This window comes from Steroidobacter flavus (assembly GCF_042651805.1).
Lineage (GTDB): Bacteria > Pseudomonadota > Gammaproteobacteria > Steroidobacterales > Steroidobacteraceae > Steroidobacter > Steroidobacter flavus.
This window is the reverse complement of the sequence record NZ_JBHSDU010000001.1, coordinates 135,752-158,204: the sequence shown is the minus strand read 5'-3', so window position 1 is coordinate 158,204 and position 22,453 is coordinate 135,752. Positions and strand designations below refer to the sequence as shown.

Annotated in this window: 17 protein-coding genes; 10 read left to right on the top strand and 7 right to left on the bottom strand. The window is 61.0% G+C overall.

Translation table 11 applies throughout. The features are described from left to right. The first annotated feature begins 128 nt into the window (after positions 1-128). A complete protein-coding gene (locus ACFPN2_RS00650) occupies positions 129-1,628 on the top strand; it encodes a thiol-disulfide oxidoreductase (protein ID WP_380593963.1) in 1,500 nt (499 codons plus the stop codon). Here ACFPN2_RS00650 and ACFPN2_RS00645 read toward each other — a convergent pair. Beyond that, a complete protein-coding gene (locus ACFPN2_RS00645; RefSeq protein WP_380593961.1) occupies positions 1,625-2,257 on the bottom strand; it encodes a LysE family translocator in 633 nt (210 codons plus the stop codon). The two genes, ACFPN2_RS00650 and ACFPN2_RS00645, sit on opposite strands and share 4 nt — an antisense overlap. 206 nt (positions 2,258-2,463) lie before the next feature. On the opposite strand from ACFPN2_RS00645, the gene ACFPN2_RS00640 reads away from it, so the two are divergent. The 6 genes from ACFPN2_RS00640 to ACFPN2_RS00615 all read left to right on the top strand — a co-directional run bounded on the left by ACFPN2_RS00640 (position 2,464) and on the right by ACFPN2_RS00615 (position 9,276). Further along, the gene (locus ACFPN2_RS00640) at positions 2,464-2,598 is read left to right on the top strand and encodes a hypothetical protein (protein ID WP_380593959.1); all 135 of its coding nucleotides are present in this window, start codon (positions 2,464-2,466) and stop codon (positions 2,596-2,598) included. A gap of 85 nt (positions 2,599-2,683) precedes the next feature. Next, positions 2,684-3,853, top strand: a complete 1,170-nt coding sequence (locus ACFPN2_RS00635) for an ABC transporter permease (RefSeq protein WP_380593957.1) — start codon at positions 2,684-2,686, stop codon at positions 3,851-3,853. Between the two features lie 2 nt (positions 3,854-3,855). After that, complete coding sequence (locus ACFPN2_RS00630; protein WP_380593955.1) at positions 3,856-5,046, top strand: ABC transporter permease; 1,191 nt, start codon at positions 3,856-3,858, stop codon at positions 5,044-5,046. 301 nt (positions 5,047-5,347) lie between these two features. Then, positions 5,348-6,172 carry a formate/nitrite transporter family protein gene (locus tag ACFPN2_RS00625; RefSeq protein WP_380593953.1) on the top strand — a complete coding sequence of 275 codons (825 nt, stop codon included), beginning with the start codon at positions 5,348-5,350 and terminating at the stop codon, positions 6,170-6,172. 12 nt (positions 6,173-6,184) lie between these two features. Then, entirely contained in the window at positions 6,185-7,924 is a 1,740-nt protein-coding gene (locus ACFPN2_RS00620) for a bifunctional protein-serine/threonine kinase/phosphatase (RefSeq protein WP_380593951.1), read from the top strand. 152 nt (positions 7,925-8,076) lie between these two features. Then, positions 8,077-9,276: a ScyD/ScyE family protein gene (locus tag ACFPN2_RS00615; protein WP_380593949.1), complete on the top strand. Its 1,200-nt coding sequence runs from the start codon at positions 8,077-8,079 to the stop codon at positions 9,274-9,276. A 23-nt stretch (positions 9,277-9,299) separates the two neighbouring features. Here the strand turns inward: ACFPN2_RS00615 and ACFPN2_RS00610 are convergent, their stop codons facing one another. Next, complete coding sequence (locus ACFPN2_RS00610) at positions 9,300-10,145, bottom strand: hypothetical protein (protein ID WP_380593947.1); 846 nt, start codon at positions 10,143-10,145, stop codon at positions 9,300-9,302. Positions 10,146-10,225: 80 nt separating this feature from the next. Here ACFPN2_RS00610 and ACFPN2_RS00605 point away from each other — a divergent pair, with 80 nt between their 5' ends. From ACFPN2_RS00605 to ACFPN2_RS00595, 3 genes are all read left to right on the top strand, one after another. Further along, positions 10,226-10,621 (top strand): hypothetical protein, encoded by a 396-nt coding sequence (locus tag ACFPN2_RS00605; RefSeq protein WP_380593945.1) that lies wholly within the window; start codon positions 10,226-10,228, stop codon positions 10,619-10,621. Positions 10,622-10,920: 299 nt separating this feature from the next. Beyond that, the gene (locus ACFPN2_RS00600; protein WP_380593943.1) at positions 10,921-11,127 is read left to right on the top strand and encodes a hypothetical protein; all 207 of its coding nucleotides are present in this window, start codon (positions 10,921-10,923) and stop codon (positions 11,125-11,127) included. A 286-nt stretch (positions 11,128-11,413) separates the two neighbouring features. Further along, entirely contained in the window at positions 11,414-13,450 is a 2,037-nt protein-coding gene (locus ACFPN2_RS00595; protein WP_380593941.1) for a carboxypeptidase-like regulatory domain-containing protein, read from the top strand. 9 nt (positions 13,451-13,459) lie between these two features. Here the strand turns inward: ACFPN2_RS00595 and ACFPN2_RS00590 are convergent, their stop codons facing one another. The 5 genes from ACFPN2_RS00590 to ACFPN2_RS00570 form a co-directional block, all read right to left on the bottom strand. Further along, complete coding sequence (locus ACFPN2_RS00590; RefSeq protein ID WP_380593939.1) at positions 13,460-14,941, bottom strand: S10 family peptidase; 1,482 nt, start codon at positions 14,939-14,941, stop codon at positions 13,460-13,462. Positions 14,942-14,963: 22 nt separating this feature from the next. Further along, the gene (locus ACFPN2_RS00585; protein WP_380593937.1) at positions 14,964-16,232 is read right to left on the bottom strand and encodes an amidohydrolase family protein; all 1,269 of its coding nucleotides are present in this window, start codon (positions 16,230-16,232) and stop codon (positions 14,964-14,966) included. Further along, positions 16,229-17,572 (bottom strand): amidohydrolase, encoded by a 1,344-nt coding sequence (locus ACFPN2_RS00580; protein WP_380593935.1) that lies wholly within the window; start codon positions 17,570-17,572, stop codon positions 16,229-16,231. The genes ACFPN2_RS00585 and ACFPN2_RS00580 overlap by 4 nt, the downstream gene beginning before the upstream one ends. Before the next feature lie 118 nt (positions 17,573-17,690). Then, positions 17,691-19,190 carry a S10 family peptidase gene (locus ACFPN2_RS00575; protein ID WP_380593933.1) on the bottom strand — a complete coding sequence of 500 codons (1,500 nt, stop codon included), beginning with the start codon at positions 19,188-19,190 and terminating at the stop codon, positions 17,691-17,693. Positions 19,191-19,192: 2 nt separating this feature from the next. Beyond that, positions 19,193-22,285: a TonB-dependent receptor domain-containing protein gene (locus ACFPN2_RS00570; protein ID WP_380593931.1), complete on the bottom strand. Its 3,093-nt coding sequence runs from the start codon at positions 22,283-22,285 to the stop codon at positions 19,193-19,195. Positions 22,286-22,453: the final 168 nt, after the last annotated feature.

Sequence of the window (22,453 nt, the reverse complement as noted above, 5' to 3'; positions counted from 1 at the left end):
GGCCGCGCCGCGGTGGCGCTCGTTAGTGACAGTTGGCAGTCGCGTGGGTCAGCTGGCACACTCCGGCGACCCTCAAAGCTGCGCTCTGTCTTAGGTTATAAACAAATGAGGAAGGGGACTGCAGGAGCATGAGCGCTGGAGCCGATCGTTCCATTGATAAGTTCTTCAGTAATTTCTGGCGGCGCCCGTCGCTGAGTCACGCAACGGATCGCATTGCCGCCGATGGTCTGACCGCCTTCTCGCCCGTGTGGGCGGCCGCCGCGATCTTCAGCCTCGCCGGTGATCGCACCATGCTGATGTTCCGTGACGGTGCCTTGCTCGGGCTGATCAGCTGGGCCGCCATCGCCGTCGCACTCTTACTGATCTGGCGTCCGAGATTGACGCCGCTGTTGGTCCTCTTGGCGGGCATCATGGTGACGCGCTACGCGATTGCCATGCCCGTCGCCGGCAACAACAAGATGATCGCCGCGTTCATGAATGCGGGCATTCTGCTCATCTGCGCTCATGCGGTCCTGCGCTTCGGCAACTCGACGTCGATGCGAGAGAACGTTTACGAGAACATGCGTGTGGTGGCGAGGGCGCTGCTGGCCACCATGTACTTCTACGGCATCTTTCATAAGATCAACACGGACTTTCTCGATCCGCGAGTCAGCTGCGCCGTCGCGCTGTACATGCCGCTGGCCGACGGCTTCGGCTTGCAGAACAATCTGACGGGAAAATATCTGGCGATCTGGAGCACATTCATCGTCGAGGCGATCGCCATCGTCTCGTTGTATTGGAAGCGTTGGTTCGCGGTCGGCCTGCTGCTGGCGCTGATGTTTCATTTCGTGATCCCGATCTCCGTGTACTCCTGGTACATGGATTTCTCGAGCCTGGTGCTGGCGCTGTATATCCTGTCGGTGCCGCGTGAAGTCAGCGAAAGGTTCTACGACAGCTGCGCACGTCTATTCCGGCAGCTGCGCGAAAGGTTCGGCGCGCTGGGTCAGGCGCTGCCGTTTGGTCTCGTTATCGGTGCGGCGGTCACGCTGGTCGGCGTGCTTTCCGTGTTCAGCCGTCAGGCGCACGTGCCTCCATCGCATGCGTATCAGTCGGTGTGGGTGCTGATGTGGGTGGTCTACGGCGGCGTGACCATGTTGTTGCTGGCGGATGCGGCGATCAATCATCTGCCTTGGCGGGGCACCGTCGGGCCGCGCCGGCCCTTGTGGGTGTATGCGGTGCCGGCGACGTTGTTCATCGTGTGCACGGCGCCTTATCTGGGGCTGCGCACCGAGGCTTCGATTGCCATGTTCAGTAACCTGCACACGGAGGCCGGCGTCTCGAATCATCTGCTGATCCGCGAGCCGTTGGACTTGTTTCCGTATCAAAGCGAGGTCGCGATGATCAAAGCGTCCTCGGACCCGGACCTGCAGCACTTCGCCAATCGCAACCAGGGCCTCGTGATGTTCTCGCTGCTGGAGCGGCTTAGAAAGAAGCCACAGCACTGGGTGACCTACGAGCTCAATGGGGTTCGCTATGAGAAGGCCACCGCCCAATCCCTGGGGGCCTTCACTCATGCGAGCTTCTGGGAGCGCAAGCTGCTCATCTTCAAGCACGTGGACTTCGCGCGCCCGAAGGTGTGCACCCACTAGCGTCGCGATTCGGCCGCCATCCTCACCGCGAGGGCCGCGAGCACCGTGCCCATGAGCCAGCGCTGCACGACTTGCCAGCTCGGTCGCGAGGCAAAGAAGAGGGCGACGCTGCCCGCCATGAACACGATCAGCGCGTTGATGCTCACGCTGATCGTGATCTGAGTGAGCCCGAGGACCAGCGACTGCATCCAGACATTGCCGTGCTCGGGCTGGATGAACTGCGGCAGCAGCGACACATACAGAATCGCGATCTTGGGATTCAGCAAGCTGGTGAACAGTCCCATGCCGAACAGGCGGCGCGAGCTGTCTTCGGGCAAGTCACGCACTTGAAATGGCGAACGACCGCCGGGCTTCAGCGCCTGCCACGCGAGATACAGCAAATAAGCCGCGCCGGCGATGCGAAGCGCATCGTACGCGAGCGGCACCGACATGAAGATCGCGGTGATTCCCGCGGCTGCGCACAGCAGATAAATCATGAAGCCCAGCGCGATGCCACCTAACGAAATCAATCCCGCCATTCGCCCCTGGCAAATCGAGCGCGAGACCAGATAGATCATGTTCGGCCCTGGGGTGAGCACCATGGCGAGCGCGACCAGGGCAAACTGAAGATGATTGCTCAGCGTGGGCATCGCGAGTCCTTTGAGCCGTGAGATCCAATCATCTTACGACGCGTGGCAGCGTCGTGCGAATCCGCGATCTGTATCGCAAGATTCGAAGCGTCACTGTGCTCCCGCATAGACGGTGTCGATGACTGCCGAAAGGAGAATCGATTGGAGCCTGGCGTGCGGACTGCGTACTCTGACACTCGTTCTCATAGGCCTTGTGGGATAGAACCATGTTTGCCAGACATCCGCTCCGTACCGGCTTCCGCGTCATTGCGGCCACGGCCGTCGTGGCTGGAGCCGTGATGAATCTTGCCACTCTCGCCACCGAACACGCGGCCAGGATGAGCGTCACCGCGCCGTTCTAAAGCGCGTGTTCGAAGGCCAATCGTAGGGGCCAGTTGAAGCCTCGGGGCGGTCCGCTGGACAGCGACAGCTGTTCTGCGACCGCCGATGAAATATCTGCATCTGATCTGGGCCGGTCTGTTCCGTCGCAGAGCGCGGGCGGTGCTGATGCTGCTGTCCATCACGGTCGCGTTCCTGTTGTACGGCCCGCTGGAAACGGTGCGCAGCACCTTCGCGAACTTCGGGCAATCGACCGCGGGGCACGATCGGTTACTCACAATGTCGAAGCTGCGGCCCGGCGCGCCGACACTGCCGCTGAGCTTGTACCAGCGCATCAAGACGGTGCCCGGCATCGTCAATGTGGACTACGCGTGCGCATTCGGCGCCTCGTATCAAGATGCCAAGAACGCGTTTCCGCTGGAGACGCACACCGCCGAATTCTTCGATTTATATCCAGAACTGGAACTCGTGCCCGAAGCACGCGCGGCGTTTCAGCGCATACGCACCGCAGCCATCGTCAGCGAAGCGATGGCCGAGAAGTTCCATTGGAAGGTCGGAGACAAGGTGCCGGTCCAGACTGCCGAGCAACGCAAGGACGGCTCCAGCGTCTGGACGTTCGACATCGTGGGCCTCTATCGCTTCACCGACCCTGGCATGAAGGTCTGGGAGAACACGGTCTATATCAATTGGGATGGCTTCGATGAAGCTCGCCTCTCGGGCACGGGCAATGTCGGTTGGTATGTGTTTCGCGTGGCCGATGTGCGCCAGGCGGACGGAATTGGGTACGAGGTGGACGCGCTCTCGGCCAACTCTGCTCACGAGACCCGGACGCAGAGCGAGAATTCGTTCAGTGCGAGCTGGATCAGCGAGATCGGCGATTTCGGCCTGATCCTCACGTCGATCATGAGCGCGGTCTTTTTCACCTTGTTGCTGTTGACCGGGCACACCATCGCGCAGTCCACGCAGGAGCGCATTCCGGAGTTCGCGGTGTTGAAAACCATCGGTTTTTCCGGCGGTGCCGTGTTGAGTCTGGTGCTGAGCGAATCTGTGCTGTTGTTACTTCTTGGCAGTACGCTGGGCCTCACGCTATCCACGCTGTCAGTGAGTCTGGTCGGTACGCTGCTCGCAAACGTATTGTCGATTCAGCTCCAGCCCGTCGGCGGTGTGGTTTGGCTGCGAGGCATCGGCCTGGCGGTCTTGATCGGCTTGATCGTTGGCACATTGCCCGCGCTGCGCGGCTTGCGCTTGCGGATTGTGGACGCACTGGCGGGGCGCTGATCATGACGTTCATCAAGGTGAGTCGACAGATCAGTTCGGTGGCACGCGTTGGCATCGCCACGATCCCGAAGCGCCTGGGTGCTTCCGCCGTGGTGATCGTCGGAATTGCGGGTGTCGTGGGTGTGTTGGTCGGATTGCTTGCGATAGGCGAGGGGTTCGAGAAGACCCTCACTCAAACCGGCAATGACCGGAATCTCATCGTGCTCCAGTTAGGCGCTCGTTCCGAAGCGGCCTCGGCGCTCGGGCGGGAGACGCCGGCTATCATTTCTCAGGCGCCTCAGCTGGCCAGAGATGCCGACGATCGGGCGATGATCTCGGCCGAGTTACTGGTCGGTGCGAGCTTGCGCAAGAAGACCACGGGACGTGAGTCGAACGTCGCGTTGCGTGGAATCGGCGAGCGAGCTTGGGGGCTGCGCCCGCAGGTGAAACTCGTTGCTGGCAGAACGTTTCAATCGGGATTGCATGAGCTGGTCGTGGGGCGCGAGGTGCAGCGTCAATTCGCCGGGACTGAGCTTGGTGCGACGATGATGTTGCAGGGTCAGGCGTGGACGGTGGTCGGCATCTTCGACTCGGGCGATGCTCACAACTCGGAACTGTGGGCCGACACGGAGGTGCTCGGTCCCGCGTTTCGGCGTGCGAACGGCAAGTCGTCATTGCTGGTGCGTTTGAACGATTCACAAGCCTTCAGTGCATTCAAAGTGCAGCTCTCGACCGATCCCAGGCTCAGAGTCGATGTCATGACCTCTCGGCAGTACTACAGCCGTCAGTCGGAACGGCTTGCCCGGATGATTCGGGCGTTCGGCGTTACGATTGCATCGATCATGGCGTTGGGCGCGATTTTTGGTGCGCTCAATACAATGTATTCAGCGGTCGCCACTCGGGCTCGAGAGATCGCCACGCTGCGTGCCATCGGCTTTAGATCTGTGCCAGTGATTGTTTCTGTGCTGCTCGAAACCATGGTGCTGGCGGCACTGGGCGGAATGATGGGCGCCGGCATCGCCTGGCTGCTGTTCGATGGCTTCAGCGCCTCCACCATGGGATCGGGGGGACAGATCATGTTCGCCTTCGATGTCTCGCCTGAGCTGCTGAGGAATGGATTGCTCGCGGCCTTGTCGATCGGTTTTGTGGGCGGGCTGCTGCCTGCGGTCCGTGCCGCACGCATGCCGATCGCAACTGCCTTACGAGAACTTTGAAGCTCTCGAACAGGGCAGATGACTGGTTGGGTTGCACCGTAACGGCGCACTTGAGCTGTTAGAAAACAAGCCCACACCGCCGAATATCACTTTCTGGCCACTGGCATAGCTCTTGCTGCACTGGCTCGTTCGATCCAATGACGGGTCGGCATGGCACTGCGGCCGCAGCGGGAGATTCTTCCTTCCGCCGAATTTCGCGCGTTCCACTGCGCGCCCATGAACTCCCTTTGTCGCTCCCTGGCTCGAGTCGGGCCCGATCCCGAACGGGCGTGGCTCATTTTCAAGAGGCATCAGAACAACCATGTCTTATCTGGCACCGTCGGAATTCGTGACCAAGATGGTCGATGCGGGTGAATCGAAAATCTTCATGTCCACGCGAGATACCTTGATCCGCGCGTACATGGCCGGCGCCATTCTCGCGTTGGCGGCGGTGTTCGCGGTCGCGGTCACTCAGCAGACCGGCTACCCGATCATCGGCGCGATTCTGTTCCCGGTCGGCTTCTGCATGTTGTATCTGTTGGGCTTCGATCTGCTGACGGGCGTGTTCGTGCTGTCGCCGCTCGCGTTGATCGACAAGCGACCTGGAGTGACGCTCAGCGGTGTGCTCAAGAACTGGGGCCTGGTGTTCACGGGCAACCTGGCGGGTGCCGTGACGGTCGCCGTGATGATGGCGATCGTCTTCACGTTTGGTTTCTCGACGCCGCCGAACGCGGTGGGCAAGGTGATCGCCGGCATCGGCGAAGCACGCACGCTGGGCTATAAGGAATATGGTGCAGCCGGCATGCTCACCTTGTTCATCCGAGGCGTGCTGTGTAACTGGATGGTGTCGACCGGCGTGGTCGGCGCGATGATTTCAACCACTGTGGGCGGCAAGGTGATTGCCATGTGGATGCCCATCATGGTGTTCTTCGCCATGACCTTCGAGCACTCGGTGGTGAACATGTTTCTGTTCCCGTCCGCGCTGATCATGGGCGGCAATTTCTCGATCATGGATTATCTGGTCTGGAACGAGATTCCGACGGTGCTGGGCAACCTGGTCGGCGGACTGTCGTTCACCGGTTTGACGCTGTATTCGACGCACTTGAAGACCGCGCCGAAGAAACAGGCCTACCCGCGTGCCGCGTAAGCGGATCTGAGGGTGCCGCCTCGACTGAAGATCTCTTTAGGGCAACACTCCGACGCAGGCCTGAAAGAGATCAACCAGGACTTTCACGGCGCGTGCATTCCGGACGAGCCGCAACTGACCGCCAAAGGCATCGCCGTCGCATTGGCCGACGGCGTCAGTAGTAGCAATGTCAGTCAGGTCGCCAGTGAAGCGACCGTGAAAGGCTTCCTCGAGGATTACTACTGCACCTCGCCGGCGTGGTCGGTGCGGCAGTCGGCGCAACGCGTCCTGATGGCCCTCAATTCCTGGCTCTACGCGCAAACGCGTCAGAGCCAGTATCGATACGATCAGGATCGCGGCTACGTGTGCACGTTGAGCGCGCTGGTGATCAAGTCCACCACGGCGCACATATTTCACGTCGGCGATTCGAGAGTTTATCGACTGCGGGATGGCAGCCTCGAACAACTCACTACAGATCATCGGCTGTGGATTTCACGCGAGAAGAGCTATCTCGGGCGTGCGTTGGGAGTAAACCCGCAGCTCGAGATCGACTATTCCGCGGCGGGCGTGGGGCAGGGCGATGTGTTTATTCTGGCTACGGATGGCATCCACGAGTTTGTCACGTCGAAGTTCATCATCGATGCCCTGGCCGTACGCTCGGAAGATTTGGATGCGGTCGCTCGCGCCATTGCCGTTGAAGCGCTGGAGCAGGGGAGCGATGACAATCTGACCGTGCAGTTGGTGCGTGTCGATGAGGTGCCGCAGGCGGAGGCCGCCGAAGTTCAGCATCAGCTCAGCGAGTTGCCGTTGCCCCCGGATCTCGCACCGAGAATGGTGTTCGATGGTTATCGCATCGTTCGCGACATCCGAATCAGCAGTCGCAGCCATGTCCATCTCGCCGTGGATGAGTCCGATGAGAAAGCAGCCGCAGTCGTTATCAAGACGCCGTCGGTGGATCTGCGCGGCGATCCAACCTATCTGGAAAGATTCCTGCTGGAGGACTGGATCGCGCGTCGCATCGACAGTCCCCACGTCGTCCGGGCCTGCGCCCCCACGCGCAAGCGAAATTATCTCTATACCGTCACCGAGTTCATCGACGGCCAGACGCTCACGCAGTGGATGATCGACAATCCCAAGCCGAAGCTCAGCGCCGTGCGCGGCATCGTCGAGCAGATCGCCAAAGGCCTGCTGGCATTTCATCGATTGGAGATGCTGCATCAGGACCTGCGACCGGAAAACATCATGATCGATACCACCGGCACGGTGAAGATCATGGACTTCGGGTCCACTTGTGTCGCTGGAATCATCGAGAATGCGGCGTCGGTGCAGAGTCTGCCGGCGGGCACGGCTCAATACACCGCACCGGAATATTTCCTGGGCGAGGCGGGCTCGTCACGCTCGGATCTGTTCTCGCTCGGTGTCATCACGTATCAGATGCTGTCGGGACGCCTGCCGTTCGGCACGGAGGTCGCCAAGGCGACGACCCAGGTTGCGCAACGACGATTGATGTATCGGTCACTGCTCGATGAGGAGCGAGAGATTCCGGCGTGGTTCGATGAGACGATGAAGAAAGCCACGCATCCGGATCCTGAGAAGCGGTACCAGGAGCTGTCTGAGTTTGTTTATGACTTGAGTCATCCCAACGCAGCGTATCTCAGAAGAATCCGCCCGCCGTTGTTGGAGCGTCATCCGGTGATGTTTTGGAAGACGCTGTCTGCGCTGCTGGCGATCGTCGTGTTTGTATTACTCGCGCTTCGAAATACTCATCCCTGAGGCTCGATCAACGCCTGCGTCGCATCGTCCGTTTTGCTGCTGTTGGTTAAGAGATAATACAGCTACTCGCACGGCAGCTTGCCGCGTATATCAACTCGAATCACGACGGACCGTTCTCCTCGCATTCCCTCACGTGTTGTCAGGAGCGTTCCATGCACGCAATCCATATCCGCACGCTGATCCGTCGTGTTGCTATCGTCACTTTCGGCGCAAGCGCATCACTAGCAAACATTGCTGCTCATGCAGACGACTGTGCGGTGGTTGCCAGCGGTTTGCGAGCTCCGATCGGGAGTGTATTGACGGAGGAGGGTGACTTGCTGGTCTCGGAGACGGGCACCCTCAACGTCCCGAACTCCGGACGCATTTCCATCGTGAGTCCTGACGGCACTCGTCGAACATTGCTGGACGGTCTGCCGCAAGGAACCAATGCGGCAGGCGGCGATGCCTCAGGGCCGAATTCGCTGACCCTGCGTGGTCGCACCGTGTATGTCGCCATCGGTCAAGGCGATACCGTCATTCTCGGTCCGATGATGGGCACATGGCTGCCGAACCCCGATGTTTCTTCGCCGATCTTCAGCGCCATCCTCGCGATTCATCTGAGCAGCGCGGCCGAGCGGCAGACTAAAGGGTTTCAGCTCACCGAACAGCAGCAGATGCGCCTGGCGGGTGGCGAGACCGTGACTCTCTCGAACGGCGGCGGCGATCGAATTTCCATCGAAGTGGTCGTGGACTTTCCGGACTATGAGAGCGATCCGTTGCCCGACCTGCCCGCCAATGTGAGGAATTCGAATCCCTTCGGGGTCTTGGCCGGTGAGAACAACTTGTTCGTCACCAATGGCGGCTTGAATCGTCTGGTGAAGGTCGACCTTGCCTCGGGCACGTATGCGACGCTCGCGAGCTTCGACAGAATTCAGAATCTGGCGGGTGCGGCTGGACCGCCGTCCGTCGAGCCGGTGCCCACTGGAATCTCTCAAGTGCATGGTGAATTGCTGGTGTCGTTGTTCTCGGGCGCGCCGTTTCTTCCTGGCGTCTCGCGCATCAAGACCGTCGACCGCACGAGCGGCGATCAGAGCGATTTCATCACGGGTCTCAGGACGGCCATCGGCGTTCTTCCGCTCCGGAATGGCAGTGACATCGACTATCTGGTGCTGGAAAACAATTTCGCCCCGGTTCCGGGCTTTCCGCCCACCGGTGCGGCGATCAAACGATTCGAGACGCCGACCAGCACTCCGACCAAGGTCAATCAGTGCACGCTCGATCGTCCGACGTCGATGTCGCTCGATCAGAGCTCCGGCACGATCTATGTGACGGAGCTGCTGCGAGGAACTGTGGTGAAGGTGCCGTTCGATTGAACGTGGCAGCCGGGCAGGGCGCGTCAGGAGCAGTCCTGACCGCCAAATTTGTAGTGTCGGCAAAAGCGCTGGCTGTCTGGCAGGTAGACCTCACGAAATCGCGGACCGCCCGCTCTCGACAGCGGCAGGGCGCGTTCATAGAACGACCTTGCCGCATCGAGCCGCCCTTTTTCTTCGGCCACGTTGCCTAGATCCTCCAGCTTGATTGCCTGCATCAGCCCCAGCGTCGATTCCGGCACACCTTCCGCGCGGCTACGTGCGATGAATGCATCGATTTGCTCGTAGGAGCCGCCCCATCGGGGCGTGAGGCTCACGGTGTAACGCGCTCGCGCCAGAATGTTCGATGGCAGAATCTTCGTCGCGTTGTGAAACGCTGTCTCTGCGGCGTTGCCATCGCAATCGTGCAAGGCGATGTTCAGCAGATGAAGCTCGGCGATGTAGGATCCACTGTGAAGTTGCAAAGACTTCGCGAGATCTCGCCTTGCCTTTACATACATGCGCTTCATATATTCAAGATCGGCTGACGGCGTCTTGTCGATGTACTTCGTGCCTCGTCGCGTCTCGCCAAGCTTGCGGTAGTAAACACCGCGGGCCAGATAGGCCGTCGCCGATTCGGGAAACGATGCGATCCATTGATTGATGCCGTCCGCCAGTTCGGCGTCCTCACGATAGAAATGCTTGTAGCCGTCGAGCAGGTCGTACTCAGTGGCCTGTCCGTGCTCAAACGAGGTCTGCAGGGCCGTGAATGCGCGTTCGGCGGCTTGCGGAGAGCCGTTTCTCAGCTGATCGATTGCGCTTTTGGAAACCTGTGCGAGGCAAGGTCCCGCGAAGAATGTGACCAGGATCGCCAAGGCCGTTTGTATTTTCATATCGGCCCAGACTGCCGATTTTGGATGGCTGAATCACCGAGGGAGAGTGCCTAGGGTGAGCCATCTGGCTCCTCTGGCCAATGGATGAGCGCAGCGCCGACCCACACAATGTCTCCATCGCCTGCGGGCTCATCGACATCTTCATTCCCGACATGAAACTAATTCTCTCGACCCTGTCGTTGGCACTCGCATTGACCGTCACTGCCCACGCTGAGTCACCGCTCAAGAGTGGCGGAGTGATTCGCATCACCTCAAGTTCGATCGAGGGCGGTTGGCATAGCGGCCGTCTGCATCAGGACGCGCGCAAGTGCTGGATGGTCAAGCTCGATAAACCCACCAAGGACCATTACACGATGCTTTCGTTGCTGGTGGTCGAACGGCTGCAACTCGCGAATGGCTCGGCCTGGAATGATGTGGCGGTGAAGCCGATTCTGCAGAATTCGCCGGCCGTGTGCCGCGAGTACGGCACGGACTGAAGTCAGCGGAAAGTCCTGGCCTGGGTTCGAGGCCTGGAATGCTCCATTCATAACTTACCATAATATGCATTATGCGCCCGACGTAGGCGGCGCTGGAGCTAAAGGCCTGGCTTCGATTTTTCACGGTGATTCCCGTAGCCGTTCTGGCCACCGCACACCGCTCGCCGAGTTCGCGGCGCAATGAAGCAGCTGCGCGTATGCCACGAAACTTCGCGAACAACTAGTGGGACCGCCGTCACAGCCACGACGCAATCGGCGGCCGTAGCCTCTGAGTTTCATCGCCACACAAGGAACGTTTCATGTATCGAGCCCGCATCGTCGCCATCGTACTCACGCTCAGCGGATGTGCGACCACGCCCGAAGAGAAAGCCGCCGAGGCGGCGACCGATCGTTTCGAGGCATGCATGGACCGAACGCTGGCGTCCGTCGGCCCGTTCACTTATGGCAGTCAGGAAGCTCGGCTGAAAGCCGCAGAGATTTGCCGCGATGTTATGAAGCAGCAGTGAAGTTAGCACCATGCCTGCCGTTTAGGCGGCATGGACCAGTTGGGAGGATCCGCCAACGTGGGCGCGCAGGAGAAGGCTCTCCCAAGTCCTCCAACATGAGCCCCGTGGCGCCGTTGGGCTCGACATTGTGGCCATGGTCCACATCGCTGCGGTCCACTGACGCGCGATCGACATAACTCCAACGCCGCTCTAATTAAAACCTGTGACAGGTCACGCACTCTGGCTGTGCCTGTAGATAAACTTGCGTCCTAGCTTGTACGGATACGGACACAGGAATCTTTTCTCGATGAATCATTTCCGAGCCGCCCAGACGGCGGTGTTGTTGGGGATTCTGGCGGGCTGTGGCGGTGGCGGGAATGGTGGCGGCACGACGCCTCCTCCTACTGGCAATCCGCCCCAGACAACGACGAGCCGGTTGACGCTCACGGGTACGGTCACCGATGCGCCGATTGCAAATGCCGTTGTGACGGCCACAGTCGGTGGCCAGACCTTCACCGCGAATGCTGACGCAAACGGCAACTACAGGCTGGAAATCTCGCTGGCCCAGGACGCAACGGGCGGTTTTGTGACGTTGACGGCGAAGGGCGTCGGCGCGCAGTCGTATGTTGAGTTCACCAGTCTGCTCGGGACATTCTCAGCGTTGCTCACGCAAGCGGGCAGCGACGCAACGCTGTCGAGCACCGAGAATTTCGCCACTCAGATCACCAACGTAACCACGGCGCTCGCAGTGCTGCTGAGAGAAGCCAACAACGGTCAGACCGTGGCCAGCGAGACGTTGATACAGACGTTATCCGCGAGCCTGAACAGTCAGGACCTCCTGGATCTGGCCACCGCGATCAAGCTGCTGGTCGATCACGCCGAGGATTATCCGATGCCGGACGGGCAGGCCTCGATGACTGCCCTACTCTCCAATACGGCCGTGCGCGAGGAGCTGGTGGACGCAGCGTCCTCCCTGGACCGGGCAATGTTCGTAGCCACTCAGAATGCTATCGTCACCGACCCGACAGTAGTCAAGCCGATTGCGACGGGAAGTGTGCCGAGTAGCCTACTGGCAACTACGTTGCCGAACGATCTAAACGGCACCTACTATCAAATCAATCGTGCGGTGGCTTACGTATTCAACGCCAACGGCACCGGCACCGTCTCGACCGGCGCCTGGCACCGGAACATGACGTGGAGCGTCACCAACGGTGCCATCGAGATTTCGTATGCGACGCCGGTCGAGATGTGGGATTCCGAGTTCAAGGTGTGCCTGCCAATAGGCTACGGCTATACCGTCCAGGAACTGCCCCTGCGCTACAACGTTGCAGGCGCGACCCTGAGGCAGTTGAGCGATCACATTCTGACAGTTACGGAGGACCGGGAGATCACTGCTCGGGACTGCGGCCCGGTGGGAGAAACCGAGACCGTCACGGTGGCCCGCACCATCATCGACGCCAGCAACACCCAATCCATCGAGCCGTCCGACCTGCGGGACTCGACTCGAACGCTGTGGGTGTATGACGCGGCTTCAGACGTCGATGACGACACATTGACCGTGAAGGTCATGCCGGATATCGCGGATCTGCATGCCGATGGCACTGGCAGGACTCATGTTTTCGACAAGGCCTTCACCTGGGCATTGGATGCCAGCGGTAAAGTCGTCACTGCCACGTTTGCGGACGGTACCGTGGCGAAGTACCGCTCGGTGCGAAACATCGACGATGTGACGACGGATGTTCTGTATGACCTCGCCCTGCCGACCGGTGTGCGCAACGTGGGCTCGAGCGTTTCTTTCCGGGTCGATCCGCAGCAGCCTTTTTCATGGACTCGAAACAACGTCGTGGGTCGTCAGTACTCGCTCGGCATCGGTGAGGAAGGAGTCGCGGTGCCCAAGCGCAAGGGCTATGGCTTTCGCCTGGCCGCCGACGGCACGGGCTCGATTGAAGACGATTACGTCGACGAAGCCGGCAACGTCGAGGTCATGGATGGGAGCCAGAATTCCCACTTTCAGCTGATCTGGTTCATCGATGACCAGGATCTGATTGTCCAGCGCACGTACACGCCGGTAGGCCCGGAGAACTATGGATGTTCCCTCGCGACCGATCCCACATGCGTGGTGTACGACCATCGCCGCTTCATTCCGATCGCAAACGACGGAGCTCGCACCTACTCGCTGGTGGCCCGCCGCACCGACCATGACGGCGTGAACGCCCAGACTTCGTCGCGCACTTACGTTGCGATGTATGAGTTCGAACCGTTCGGTGATGTGGCGCCGAGCGGCAAGCCTGCGCTCGCCGCCAAGGCTCGTGCCCAGCTCAAGGAGCTACGAGACCGTCGCTGAATGGTTCACTCACCATTGATGGGTGACCATCGCTCGCACATCGTCGGAGAGTTTTTTCAAGCTCGCTTCGACGGTGTAGAACAGATGGCCGCCCTGGTAGTACGAGGACCGCACACGATCCATCGGCCAGCCAGCCTGTGAAATCAGGTAGTCCATGGCGCCGATGGTCGTCTGGGTGTCGTAGTAGCCGTTGCCGACGAACACGCGGAACTTCGGGTTCGCTTTCATCACGTCGCGAACCTGAGTGACATACGGCCAATCGCCGAACGGCGATTTGTTCGGGCCCCAGTTCCAGCCATTCAAGCCGGCGCCGGCGGTGGGCATGCCGGTGAAATAATTCCCGATGTCGGGCACCTTCAGCTCTTTATGAAAGTGCTCGATGGCTGCGGGTGAATATCGAGACGCGTAGCCAGGAAGCTCCTCATCGTGATTGCCCTGCGCCGCCGGCCGCTTGTAGCGCGCATCGTTGGTGTCGAGCACGTAGCCCGGGAACAGCATCTGCTGATACTGCGTCTTGGTGATCTTCAGATCGCGCTCAAGATACGTCCGTGCCGAAAGCCCGGTGAACTCCTCGAGCTTCTTTGCAACCGCCTGGCGGCGTTCAGGCGCAGCCGTGTTGCCGAGGAACAGGACGTTGAGATATTCGCCGGCGCCGTAGTCCTGGGCGTCCTTGATGAACTGATCGAACGTCCGGCCTTTGCGATCGGCGACGTTCTGACTCCAGCCAACCGCCGCCAAGGTCGGCAGCGAGACCACGTAGCTCAGAATGTTTCCGGGCCGTTGCGCGTACTCGATGATATTGACCGCCTGGCCGAGCAGCATGATGCCCTCGAGCGGCATGCCCGCCTTTTGTAATTGATCGGCCGCCTCCACCGCTCGCATCGTGCCGTAGCTTTCGCCGACGAGATATTTCGGCGACGACAACCGACGATGAGTTTTCGCCCACTGCTGCACCAGATCGGTCAGCTGCCGGCCGTCCGCAACGACGGAGAACTGACTCTCCGGAGGCACGCCAGGCAGCGTGCGGCTGAAGCCGGTGTTCGCGGGATCGAAGATCACGACGTCGGCCACATCGAGCGGTGCATAGACGTTGTCGACGACCTTGAAGGTCGCGGGATCGGCGCTGATGTCGTCGGGAATCGCGACGCGCTTCGGTCCAAACGCGCCCATGTGCAGCGGTGTCGTGGCGACGATGGGGCCGCCGTTGAAAACGAACAGCACAGGACGCGCGGATGCGTCGCTGTCCTTAGCAATATAAGACGTCGAGACGAGGCGTGCGACCGGCTTGCCGGACGGATCCGTGACGTCGAATGGCTCCACGACCGCCTCGTACTTGACCCGTTTGCCGCCAAACGTTCCCTTGTGATTGGTGACGATGGGGCCTGAAATATTCACGGCACCGAACGGCGACGCCGACGCATCGGCCGACGCATCGATCGAGTAAGTGGCGATGGCGAGCGTAGCCATCGCAATGGCAGCAGGAAGGCGCATACGAATCATGAAAAGGGTCCGATCAAGGAGTGAGCACTGACTTGAGATACCGATCGCGTAGCTGACGGTTACGCGCGGCCAGCGATTGTTCGACGCCGCGGATCATCACCATCCGTGCCACGGTCGTCGTTTCCAGCGGGTCGCCGCTCCAGAGCACCAGATCCGCGTCCTTGCCCTTCTCGACCGAGCCGAAGCGATCGGCGAAGCCAAAGATGCGGGCGGGGTTGATGGTGATGGCCGCCAACGCATCGTGAGGTGAAATACCGAAGCGCGCTGTGCGCCCCGCGATGAATCGCGGTGTGCGGATCAGGAACACGATGCGGGCGACGCTGGGCTTGAACGCAATCAGCACGCCGGCGTCATGCAGGATTCTGGCGTTCTCGTACGTAGCGTTCAGGCTCTCGAAGGTGAAGGCCTGATTCTCTTCGGCATCGAGCACCACCGGCACCTGGGCGGCCGCGATCTCATCGGCCAGCATCCATGCCTCGGCGGCACCAGAAAGAATGATTTTGATCTTCTGCTCGCGCGCCAGCGTGAGGATGTTATGAATGTCAGGGGCGCGATCGACTTCGACCAGCAACGGCTGGCGACCTTCGACGACTGGAATCAACGCCTCGAGATCGGCACGAGAGAGCGATTGTTCCTCCAGGCGTGCCACATCGAAGCTACCGCGATTCTTCGCGAAGGCACGCGCGTCGGCGAACGCTTGGCGAAGCCGAACCTGCAACGCGCCCTGCCCGCCCCCCGCGACGGCCTCGCCCTGCTCGCCCGTGTCGAGAAACATGGCGGCATGACGTTTGACCGTGAGATCGGCGGCGTCGCCCAAGTGAATGATCCCGACCTGACCGCCGAAAATCCGAGTCACATTCGGCCCGCCCGGTGCGTTCGGCGCGACAACCGCTCGGGTGATGCCTTCAATGCGCGCCTCGCCAATCTGGGGAGAGGTAGGCACGACGTCGTAGGAAACATCGAAGGCCGCGCTGAGCGTGGGATTGGTGGAAGCACGACCGGCGTAGCCCGAGCCGATCGTGTCGTTGATCGCAAGCGGCGTGACCGTCGCGACCATGCCGGGCGTGAGGATCTGACCCTTGGCGTCGATGACGCGTGCGTCGCTCGGCACGGCGACGGATTTGCCGACCGCCGCAATCGTTCCATCGCGAACGAGGACAGTGCCGTTATCGATGTCACCGGCGGCGCCCATCGTCAGGATGCGAGCGTTGGTGATGGCGATGGTTTCGGCGTGCGCCGTCGCCGCCAATACGGACAGTAGCAGTGCTCTGAGCAACATCATGGCGTGCTCCCGAGCCCTTCAGGCGCTGGCCGTGCGGGTGAAATCGGGCGTCTCACGTTGCCCAGCTCGAAATCAGAGGCAGGTGATTGCGACGGCGCTGCGCGATCACTCACCAGCACCCCGTCGATGAACACCAGATCCGGCGTCGAGTACACGCTGAAGGGATCAGCGCTCCAGAGCACCACGTCCGCCATCTTGCCGGGTTCGAGCGAGCCGGTGCGGTCCGCGACGCCGATGATCTGCGCCGGATTGAGGGTGAGCCAACGGATCGCCTCTTCAGGCGTCGTGCCCAAGCCCGCCTCGCGTCCTGCAGTCATCGCACGCGCCGCTTCGTGATTCAGGTGCTGCAACAACATCACGTTGTCGGAATGCATGGCCGCTACGCCGCCGGCTTTGGCGACGAATGCGGCGTTCTCCATGATCGAATCGTAGGCTTCCATCTTGTAGCCGGACCAATCGCCCGCCCACGTTACGACGGCGATCTTTTCCCGCGCCAGCAGCGGTGCGATCTTGAATGCCTCGGTGGCGTGATGAAACGCGGCGATGTGAAAGCCGAACTCGTGCGAGAGGTCGATCATCTGGACCATCTCGTCGGCGCGATAACAATGAATATGAACTTTGATGTCGCCGCGCAAGGCCGCGCCAACCGTTTCAAGCATCAGGTCCCGCTTCGGCGGATCGCCACTGGCGCGTTGATGATAGTCCGCCCACTTTTGCGCGTACTCCGCCGCGGCGATGAACGTGGTGCGATAGCCGAGCATGTTTCCTGCGCGCGTGGCCGGTCGTCCCGGGCCGCCGGTCGGGTTCTCGCCGCACGCCATCTTCAATCCGGACGGCGCGCCGGGAAATTTCATTCCCTGAGTGCTGGTCGAACTCACGTTCTTCAAAATCACCGTGCGACCGTTAAACAACGTGCTGGAGCCCGGCAATATTTGTAACGTCGTGACTCCCGCGGCCCGGGCGCGCTCGAACATCGGGTCCTGCGGCCAGATCGCATGTTCGATCCAGATGCCGCCGGCGGTCGCGCCGGTTTCATTGCCGCCTTCGCCATTGGCGGCGCCGGGGCTCGAGCCGGAGCCGATATGAGCATGAGGATCGACGATGCCGGGCGTGACCCAGCGACCGGCGGCGTCGATCACGCGCGTGCCCTCTGGAATCGCGATGTCACGACCGACCGCCGCGATCTTGCCATCGCGAATCAACACCGAACCGCCGTCGATGCGTGGACCGGTCGCGGTCAGCACTGTCGCGTTGATGATCGCGACTGCGGGAGCGGCGACCGGTTGATACGTCGAAGCGAACGGATCCGGCCGCTGAGCCGGATCCAGCCCTGGAGGCACAACCCGAGGCGCCGCAGACGCTGCGGCAGGCTTCGTCGGTGCGGTCGAACACGCAGTGACGAATGCGAGCGCTGCTATCGAGCCTGCGAGGGCAATGAACTTACAACTCGACATCAATCTATTTCTTCGCTCCGGCAACGAACGCGCGAACATCTTTAGCAAGCGCTTCGCGTGCCTCGGTGCCCAGATAAGGCATGTGCCCGGACGGATACAGATGAAATTGTGTCGCTTCCAGTGGGATGCCGGCATGCGCGACTGTGTAGTCCGCCGCGCCGAGGGTCGTCACCAAGTCATAGTAGCCGGTGCCCACCATGAGCCGCAGTTGTGGATTACGCCGCATGGCGACCGCAAGGTCGGTGGCGAAGTTCTTGTCGGCGCCGCCACCCGGGCCGCGACCGTAGTCCCAAGGCCCATTCACCGCGCGAAATGCGATGGGCTGGTACTCGTCATTGATGGCGACGCCAAGATCCTTGCGTGCGTAGATGTTGTAAGCGGCAACAAAGCCCGGCACGTATTGGCCCATCGCAGGATCGTCAGCGACCGGATCTTTCCCGCTGGCAGCTAAGGGCAAGGTGTAACGACCGTCGTACATGCCGATCTCCTTGCCCTGATCCGCGAGCAACGATCGAGCAAACTCGCCGGCATTGATGCGCAAGTTGTTCTCACGCACCACCGTAGGCGTCAGCCCAGTGAGCGTCGCAAGCCGGTTTGCCACGGAGTCGCGCTGAGCATCGGTCAATCGCGAGCCTGCGTGCAATGCCTGCAGATATTCCTCGCTGATGAACTTGTTGGCGGCCTCGACCTGTCCAGCCGCTGTGCATCCCGTCACTTTGCCGTGATAGCAGGCTGTGGCTGCGAGCGTCGGTAGCGTGTTGAGATAACGACCGTCATCTCCGGCGGATCCGCCCAGATCCATCGCCTGCCCGAGCAGAATCACGCCGCTGAGCGTGATGCCTTCCATCGAGCCGGTCTCCATCGGTCCACCCGCGAGAAGTCTTGCGACCACCGCGGCGCGAATCGTTCCATAGCTTTCGGAGAGCAGAAACTTTGGCGCGTTCCACCGCTCGTTCTGTCGAGTCCAACGCTGAATGAGATCCACCGTCACCTTCGCATCCTGCGCGGTGCCGTAGAACTGCTCCGGTTTGCCATCCGGCAGAATGCGACTGAAGCCCGTACCGACCGGATCGATGAGCACGATATCCGCGACATCGAGTGGGCTGTCGGGATTGTCGACGGTGTTGAAGGGCGGCGCGGTCTCCGGCTTCACCACATCCTTGAAGTCGATGCGACGCGGGCCGACGTAGCCCATGTGCAGCCAGATGGAGGCCGAGCCCGGACCGCCATTGAATACAAATATCACGGGCCGCTGCGTGCCTTTCGGAACGTCGGTGCGGATGTAGCTCGTCGTGAAGATGCTGGCGGTGCGTTTGCCGGCAGCGTCGGTGATGAAGTTCTCCTCGACGATTGCGGAATAGCGCAGCTTCTGTCCGCCGAACACGCCTTGATGATTGGAGGCGAAGCGGCGCGCCTCCGCTTCAGCCCCGTGGCTTGCGAGCGGTGTGCCGGCCACGAAGGCCAGCAACACCGCGACCGTGCGCGCAATGCTCAATTGTTTCATTCTCAAAACTTCGCGTGAACGCCCATGTAGTACTGACGGCCGAGGATATCGCCATAGGCGGTGCTGGGGAACGAGGGCATCTCGTCAGTCAAATTCTCGACGCCCGCACGCACCGTCAGTTGCTCGGTCAAATCGTACTGCGCCGAGACGTTGTGTCGATAGTTCGCATCCAGGATCGGATACAGCGTGGTCTCGATCGTCGAGGTGTTGGTGCTCCTCACCGAGGGCAAATAATTCAGCGAGTACGCGAAGCGGAACGGGCCGAACGTGTAGCGAGCATCGAATCGCGAGCGCCAATCGGGCTGCGCCGCCGTGCCGTCCGTGCGTGTCAGATCGACGCCGGTGACCGATGTTTCCAGCAGGCTGACGTGCGTGGCTTCCACCGCAAGCGACAGATCGCCCCAACGCGCACCCTCACCCAGCGGGAATGCGTAGTTCAGGTTGTAGGTCTCGCCGTGGAAGCGAATCGAGCCCGCGTTGTAGGTGATCGCTGCGCTGGAGATCACGTGGCCCTGTTCGTTGCGCTGTGAGATGGCGCAGATGTCCGCCGGTTGCGGCGACGAGTCGAAACAGGTGGCGAGGAAGTTCAACGGCTCGAAGTACGACAGACCGTTCTCGAGATCGATCTCGATGCGATCCACGATCAGCGTCAGGCCCTGGACGAAGCGTGGCTGCAGAATGAAGCCGTAGCTCACTGTGTCGGAGGTTTCGTTCTCCAGATTCGGATTGCCGCCGGTGGTGATCAGCGCGCCGGAGAAGTTTTCGTTCGGATCCTGGAACGAGCCGAGCGGTCCCCATTCCGGATGTGCGGCGAACAAGGCCTGACAGTTTGCCAAGCGCACGGCGGGGTTGGTGCCGTCGGCGATACGGTCCGCGTCGCACGGATCACGGGAGATCGCGCCCAACGAGACCTGTTGGGGTGCAAACAATTGGGTGAGATTCGGTGCGCGGAAGTTGCGGCTACGTGAGCCACGCAGCGTGATGTCCGGCACGATGGTCCAGCGCAGGCCTGCGCTCCACACATTCTCCGAGCCTGCGAGCGAATGATCGACGGTGCGGAACGCGCCGCTCAACTCAACCGCGTCTGCGCCAGGGAATGAGAACTCTCCGCCCAGAAGCGGAATCAACAACTCGGCCGAGAACTCGTTCGTGTCGTATTCGCCAGTCTGCCGCGGCGTTGGCACACCGAGACGACCAACGCCCGCTTGATCCGCGGCCAGCGGATCGAACTCCGCCTCTTCCTTGCGATGCTCGTAGCCCACGCTGAAGCGCACGACGCCCGCCGGAATGGTGACCACATCGCCACCCAAGGTCGCGAGATAGTCACTCTGCGTGTTGGTGTAGTCCTGGCCGAAGCGCGTGCTCACATAGTTGCGAGCGGCATCGCTGACAGTACCGACACCGAACGGATTGATCGGCGCGCACGAGGTGTCGTCGTTGGCGGGATTCGCATCCGCATTGATGGCGCACACGGCCGTGCCGTTGACCAGCCGCGAGTTGATCGCATTGTCGAATCGCGATTGCCACACGCCCCACATCCGAATGCTGCCATCGACTTCGGCATGACTCGCCGACACTTCCCAATACATCTCGCGATCGGCAACAGTGAAGTCGCCCTGTAACGCGACCAACGCGCGCACGGTGTCGACTTCGCGCTCACCCGCCATCGACGGAATCAAATCGGCCCAGCTCTTCGACAGCGACACTGGAATCGGCGCACCCGCGGCCCACGCGAAGCCCGAGTTGGGTCCGAAGATCGTCGCGAGCGCGGGATTGGCGTTCAACGAATTGATGATGGCCGTGCGAGCCTCGGGCGTTAGAAACGCATTCAAGCCCGAGATCGTGATCGCACCCGAGCCGGTCGCCGCGCCATTCAAAATCGTGTTGGAGGGAATCGAGGCGCGCGGGTCTTCGCCTTCAACCGTCGCATACATCAATTCGGTCGACAGACGAACGCTGTCGCTCAGATCGTAGTGACCGATGAGATTCGCGGCCGTTCGCTCGACGCCGCTGTAGAGCGCCATCAGATCTTTGTAGTTGTAACCGTCGCCACCGCTCGAGAACGGAATCGACGGACCGGGGCTCGGGAAGGTGCCGGGGTTATAGCCGGTCAATGCCGTGCCCGCGGCGTTGAATTGTGCCGCTGTGCCACCGGACCCATACGGCGTGCCATCGGTCGTGATGAAGAAACGATTCGGAAAGCCGGTGGGATTGGGCGGCGCGAACAGCACGCCCGCTTCGTTGAATTCCCAGAAGTGCGGATCGACGACCGGCAGCACCGAGGGGCGGCCATCGTTGTTGCCGTTGTTTGCAGGATTCGCCATCGACACGAGCGCACGCGTCGCGTGCTGACGATCGGTCGGATACAGCGGCTCGGTGCGTGACCATTCGACGTTGACCGCAATGTTACCGCGGTCCGCGAAGTTCGTGCCCCAAGTGACGCGGGCACTGGGCGACTCATAATCGCCGCGCGATGACTGACCGTACTGCGCATCGAACTCCAAGCCTTCGAAGTCGTCTTTGAAGATGTAGTTGATGACGCCGCCCATCGCGTCCGAGCCATACACCGCCGCGCCCCCGCCCTGCACGATCTCGACGCTCTTCAGCAGGCCGATCGGAATCATGTTGGTGTCGACGACGCTGTCGTTGGTGCTGCTGCCGAAGCCGGCGCTGCTGAAGCTGCCGGAGGAAGTCACGTAACGTCGCCCGTTCACCAGGGTCAGCGTGCGGCCCGCACCGAGACCGAACAGCGCGGGATATTGCTCACCGCCGCCGGAGCTTTCGCCGTTGAGCGGTGACAGTGGACGGGCCGGCGTGTTGGCCGTCGTCTCGTTCAAGGCCTGGCCGATTTGAGTGAAGCCGCGATCTGCGAGGGCCTGTTGATCGACGACCGTGATGGGGGCGGCAGTCGCGGTGTCCGAGCGGCGAATGCGTGAGCCGGTGACGACAATTTCCTGGAGCGCGACGGCCGATTCATCGCCCGCGCTCTGCCCGTTATCCTGGGCTTGGGAGACACCGAAGATCAGCAGTGTCGAGGTGGTAACAGCGGTCAGATGCCTGCGTCGAAATGAGCCTCTACCAAGGGGCTGCGCCATGTTCGTTGTACTCCTGCGCCAGATTCAGGTTTTTTTAATGCGGGCTTAACGCCTCTGGCACAAAATTCTGCCACTGGGGTCGCGCATACTCGTTTCCTTTTGGCCGACGCTCTCGCGCGGCGAAGAATCGTTCATGCACGATCGACCCAGCGGACTCGCGACTCATGC

Coding starts and splice junctions, on each gene's coding strand:
- ACFPN2_RS00650 (WP_380593963.1), top strand. CDS start 129: ATGAGCGCTGGAGCCGATCGTTCCATTGATAAGTTCTTCAGTAATTTC.
- ACFPN2_RS00645 (WP_380593961.1), bottom strand. CDS start 2,257: ATGCCCACGCTGAGCAATCATCTTCAGTTTGCCCTGGTCGCGCTCGCC.
- ACFPN2_RS00640 (WP_380593959.1), top strand. CDS start 2,464: ATGTTTGCCAGACATCCGCTCCGTACCGGCTTCCGCGTCATTGCGGCC.
- ACFPN2_RS00635 (WP_380593957.1), top strand. CDS start 2,684: ATGAAATATCTGCATCTGATCTGGGCCGGTCTGTTCCGTCGCAGAGCG.
- ACFPN2_RS00630 (WP_380593955.1), top strand. CDS start 3,856: ATGACGTTCATCAAGGTGAGTCGACAGATCAGTTCGGTGGCACGCGTT.
- ACFPN2_RS00625 (WP_380593953.1), top strand. CDS start 5,348: ATGTCTTATCTGGCACCGTCGGAATTCGTGACCAAGATGGTCGATGCG.
- ACFPN2_RS00615 (WP_380593949.1), top strand. CDS start 8,077: ATGCACGCAATCCATATCCGCACGCTGATCCGTCGTGTTGCTATCGTC.
- ACFPN2_RS00610 (WP_380593947.1), bottom strand. CDS start 10,145: ATGAAAATACAAACGGCCTTGGCGATCCTGGTCACATTCTTCGCGGGA.
- ACFPN2_RS00605 (WP_380593945.1), top strand. CDS start 10,226: ATGGATGAGCGCAGCGCCGACCCACACAATGTCTCCATCGCCTGCGGG.
- ACFPN2_RS00600 (WP_380593943.1), top strand. CDS start 10,921: ATGTATCGAGCCCGCATCGTCGCCATCGTACTCACGCTCAGCGGATGT.
- ACFPN2_RS00595 (WP_380593941.1), top strand. CDS start 11,414: ATGAATCATTTCCGAGCCGCCCAGACGGCGGTGTTGTTGGGGATTCTG.
- ACFPN2_RS00590 (WP_380593939.1), bottom strand. CDS start 14,941: ATGCGCCTTCCTGCTGCCATTGCGATGGCTACGCTCGCCATCGCCACT.
- ACFPN2_RS00585 (WP_380593937.1), bottom strand. CDS start 16,232: ATGATGTTGCTCAGAGCACTGCTACTGTCCGTATTGGCGGCGACGGCG.
- ACFPN2_RS00575 (WP_380593933.1), bottom strand. CDS start 19,190: ATGAAACAATTGAGCATTGCGCGCACGGTCGCGGTGTTGCTGGCCTTC.
- ACFPN2_RS00570 (WP_380593931.1), bottom strand. CDS start 22,285: ATGGCGCAGCCCCTTGGTAGAGGCTCATTTCGACGCAGGCATCTGACC.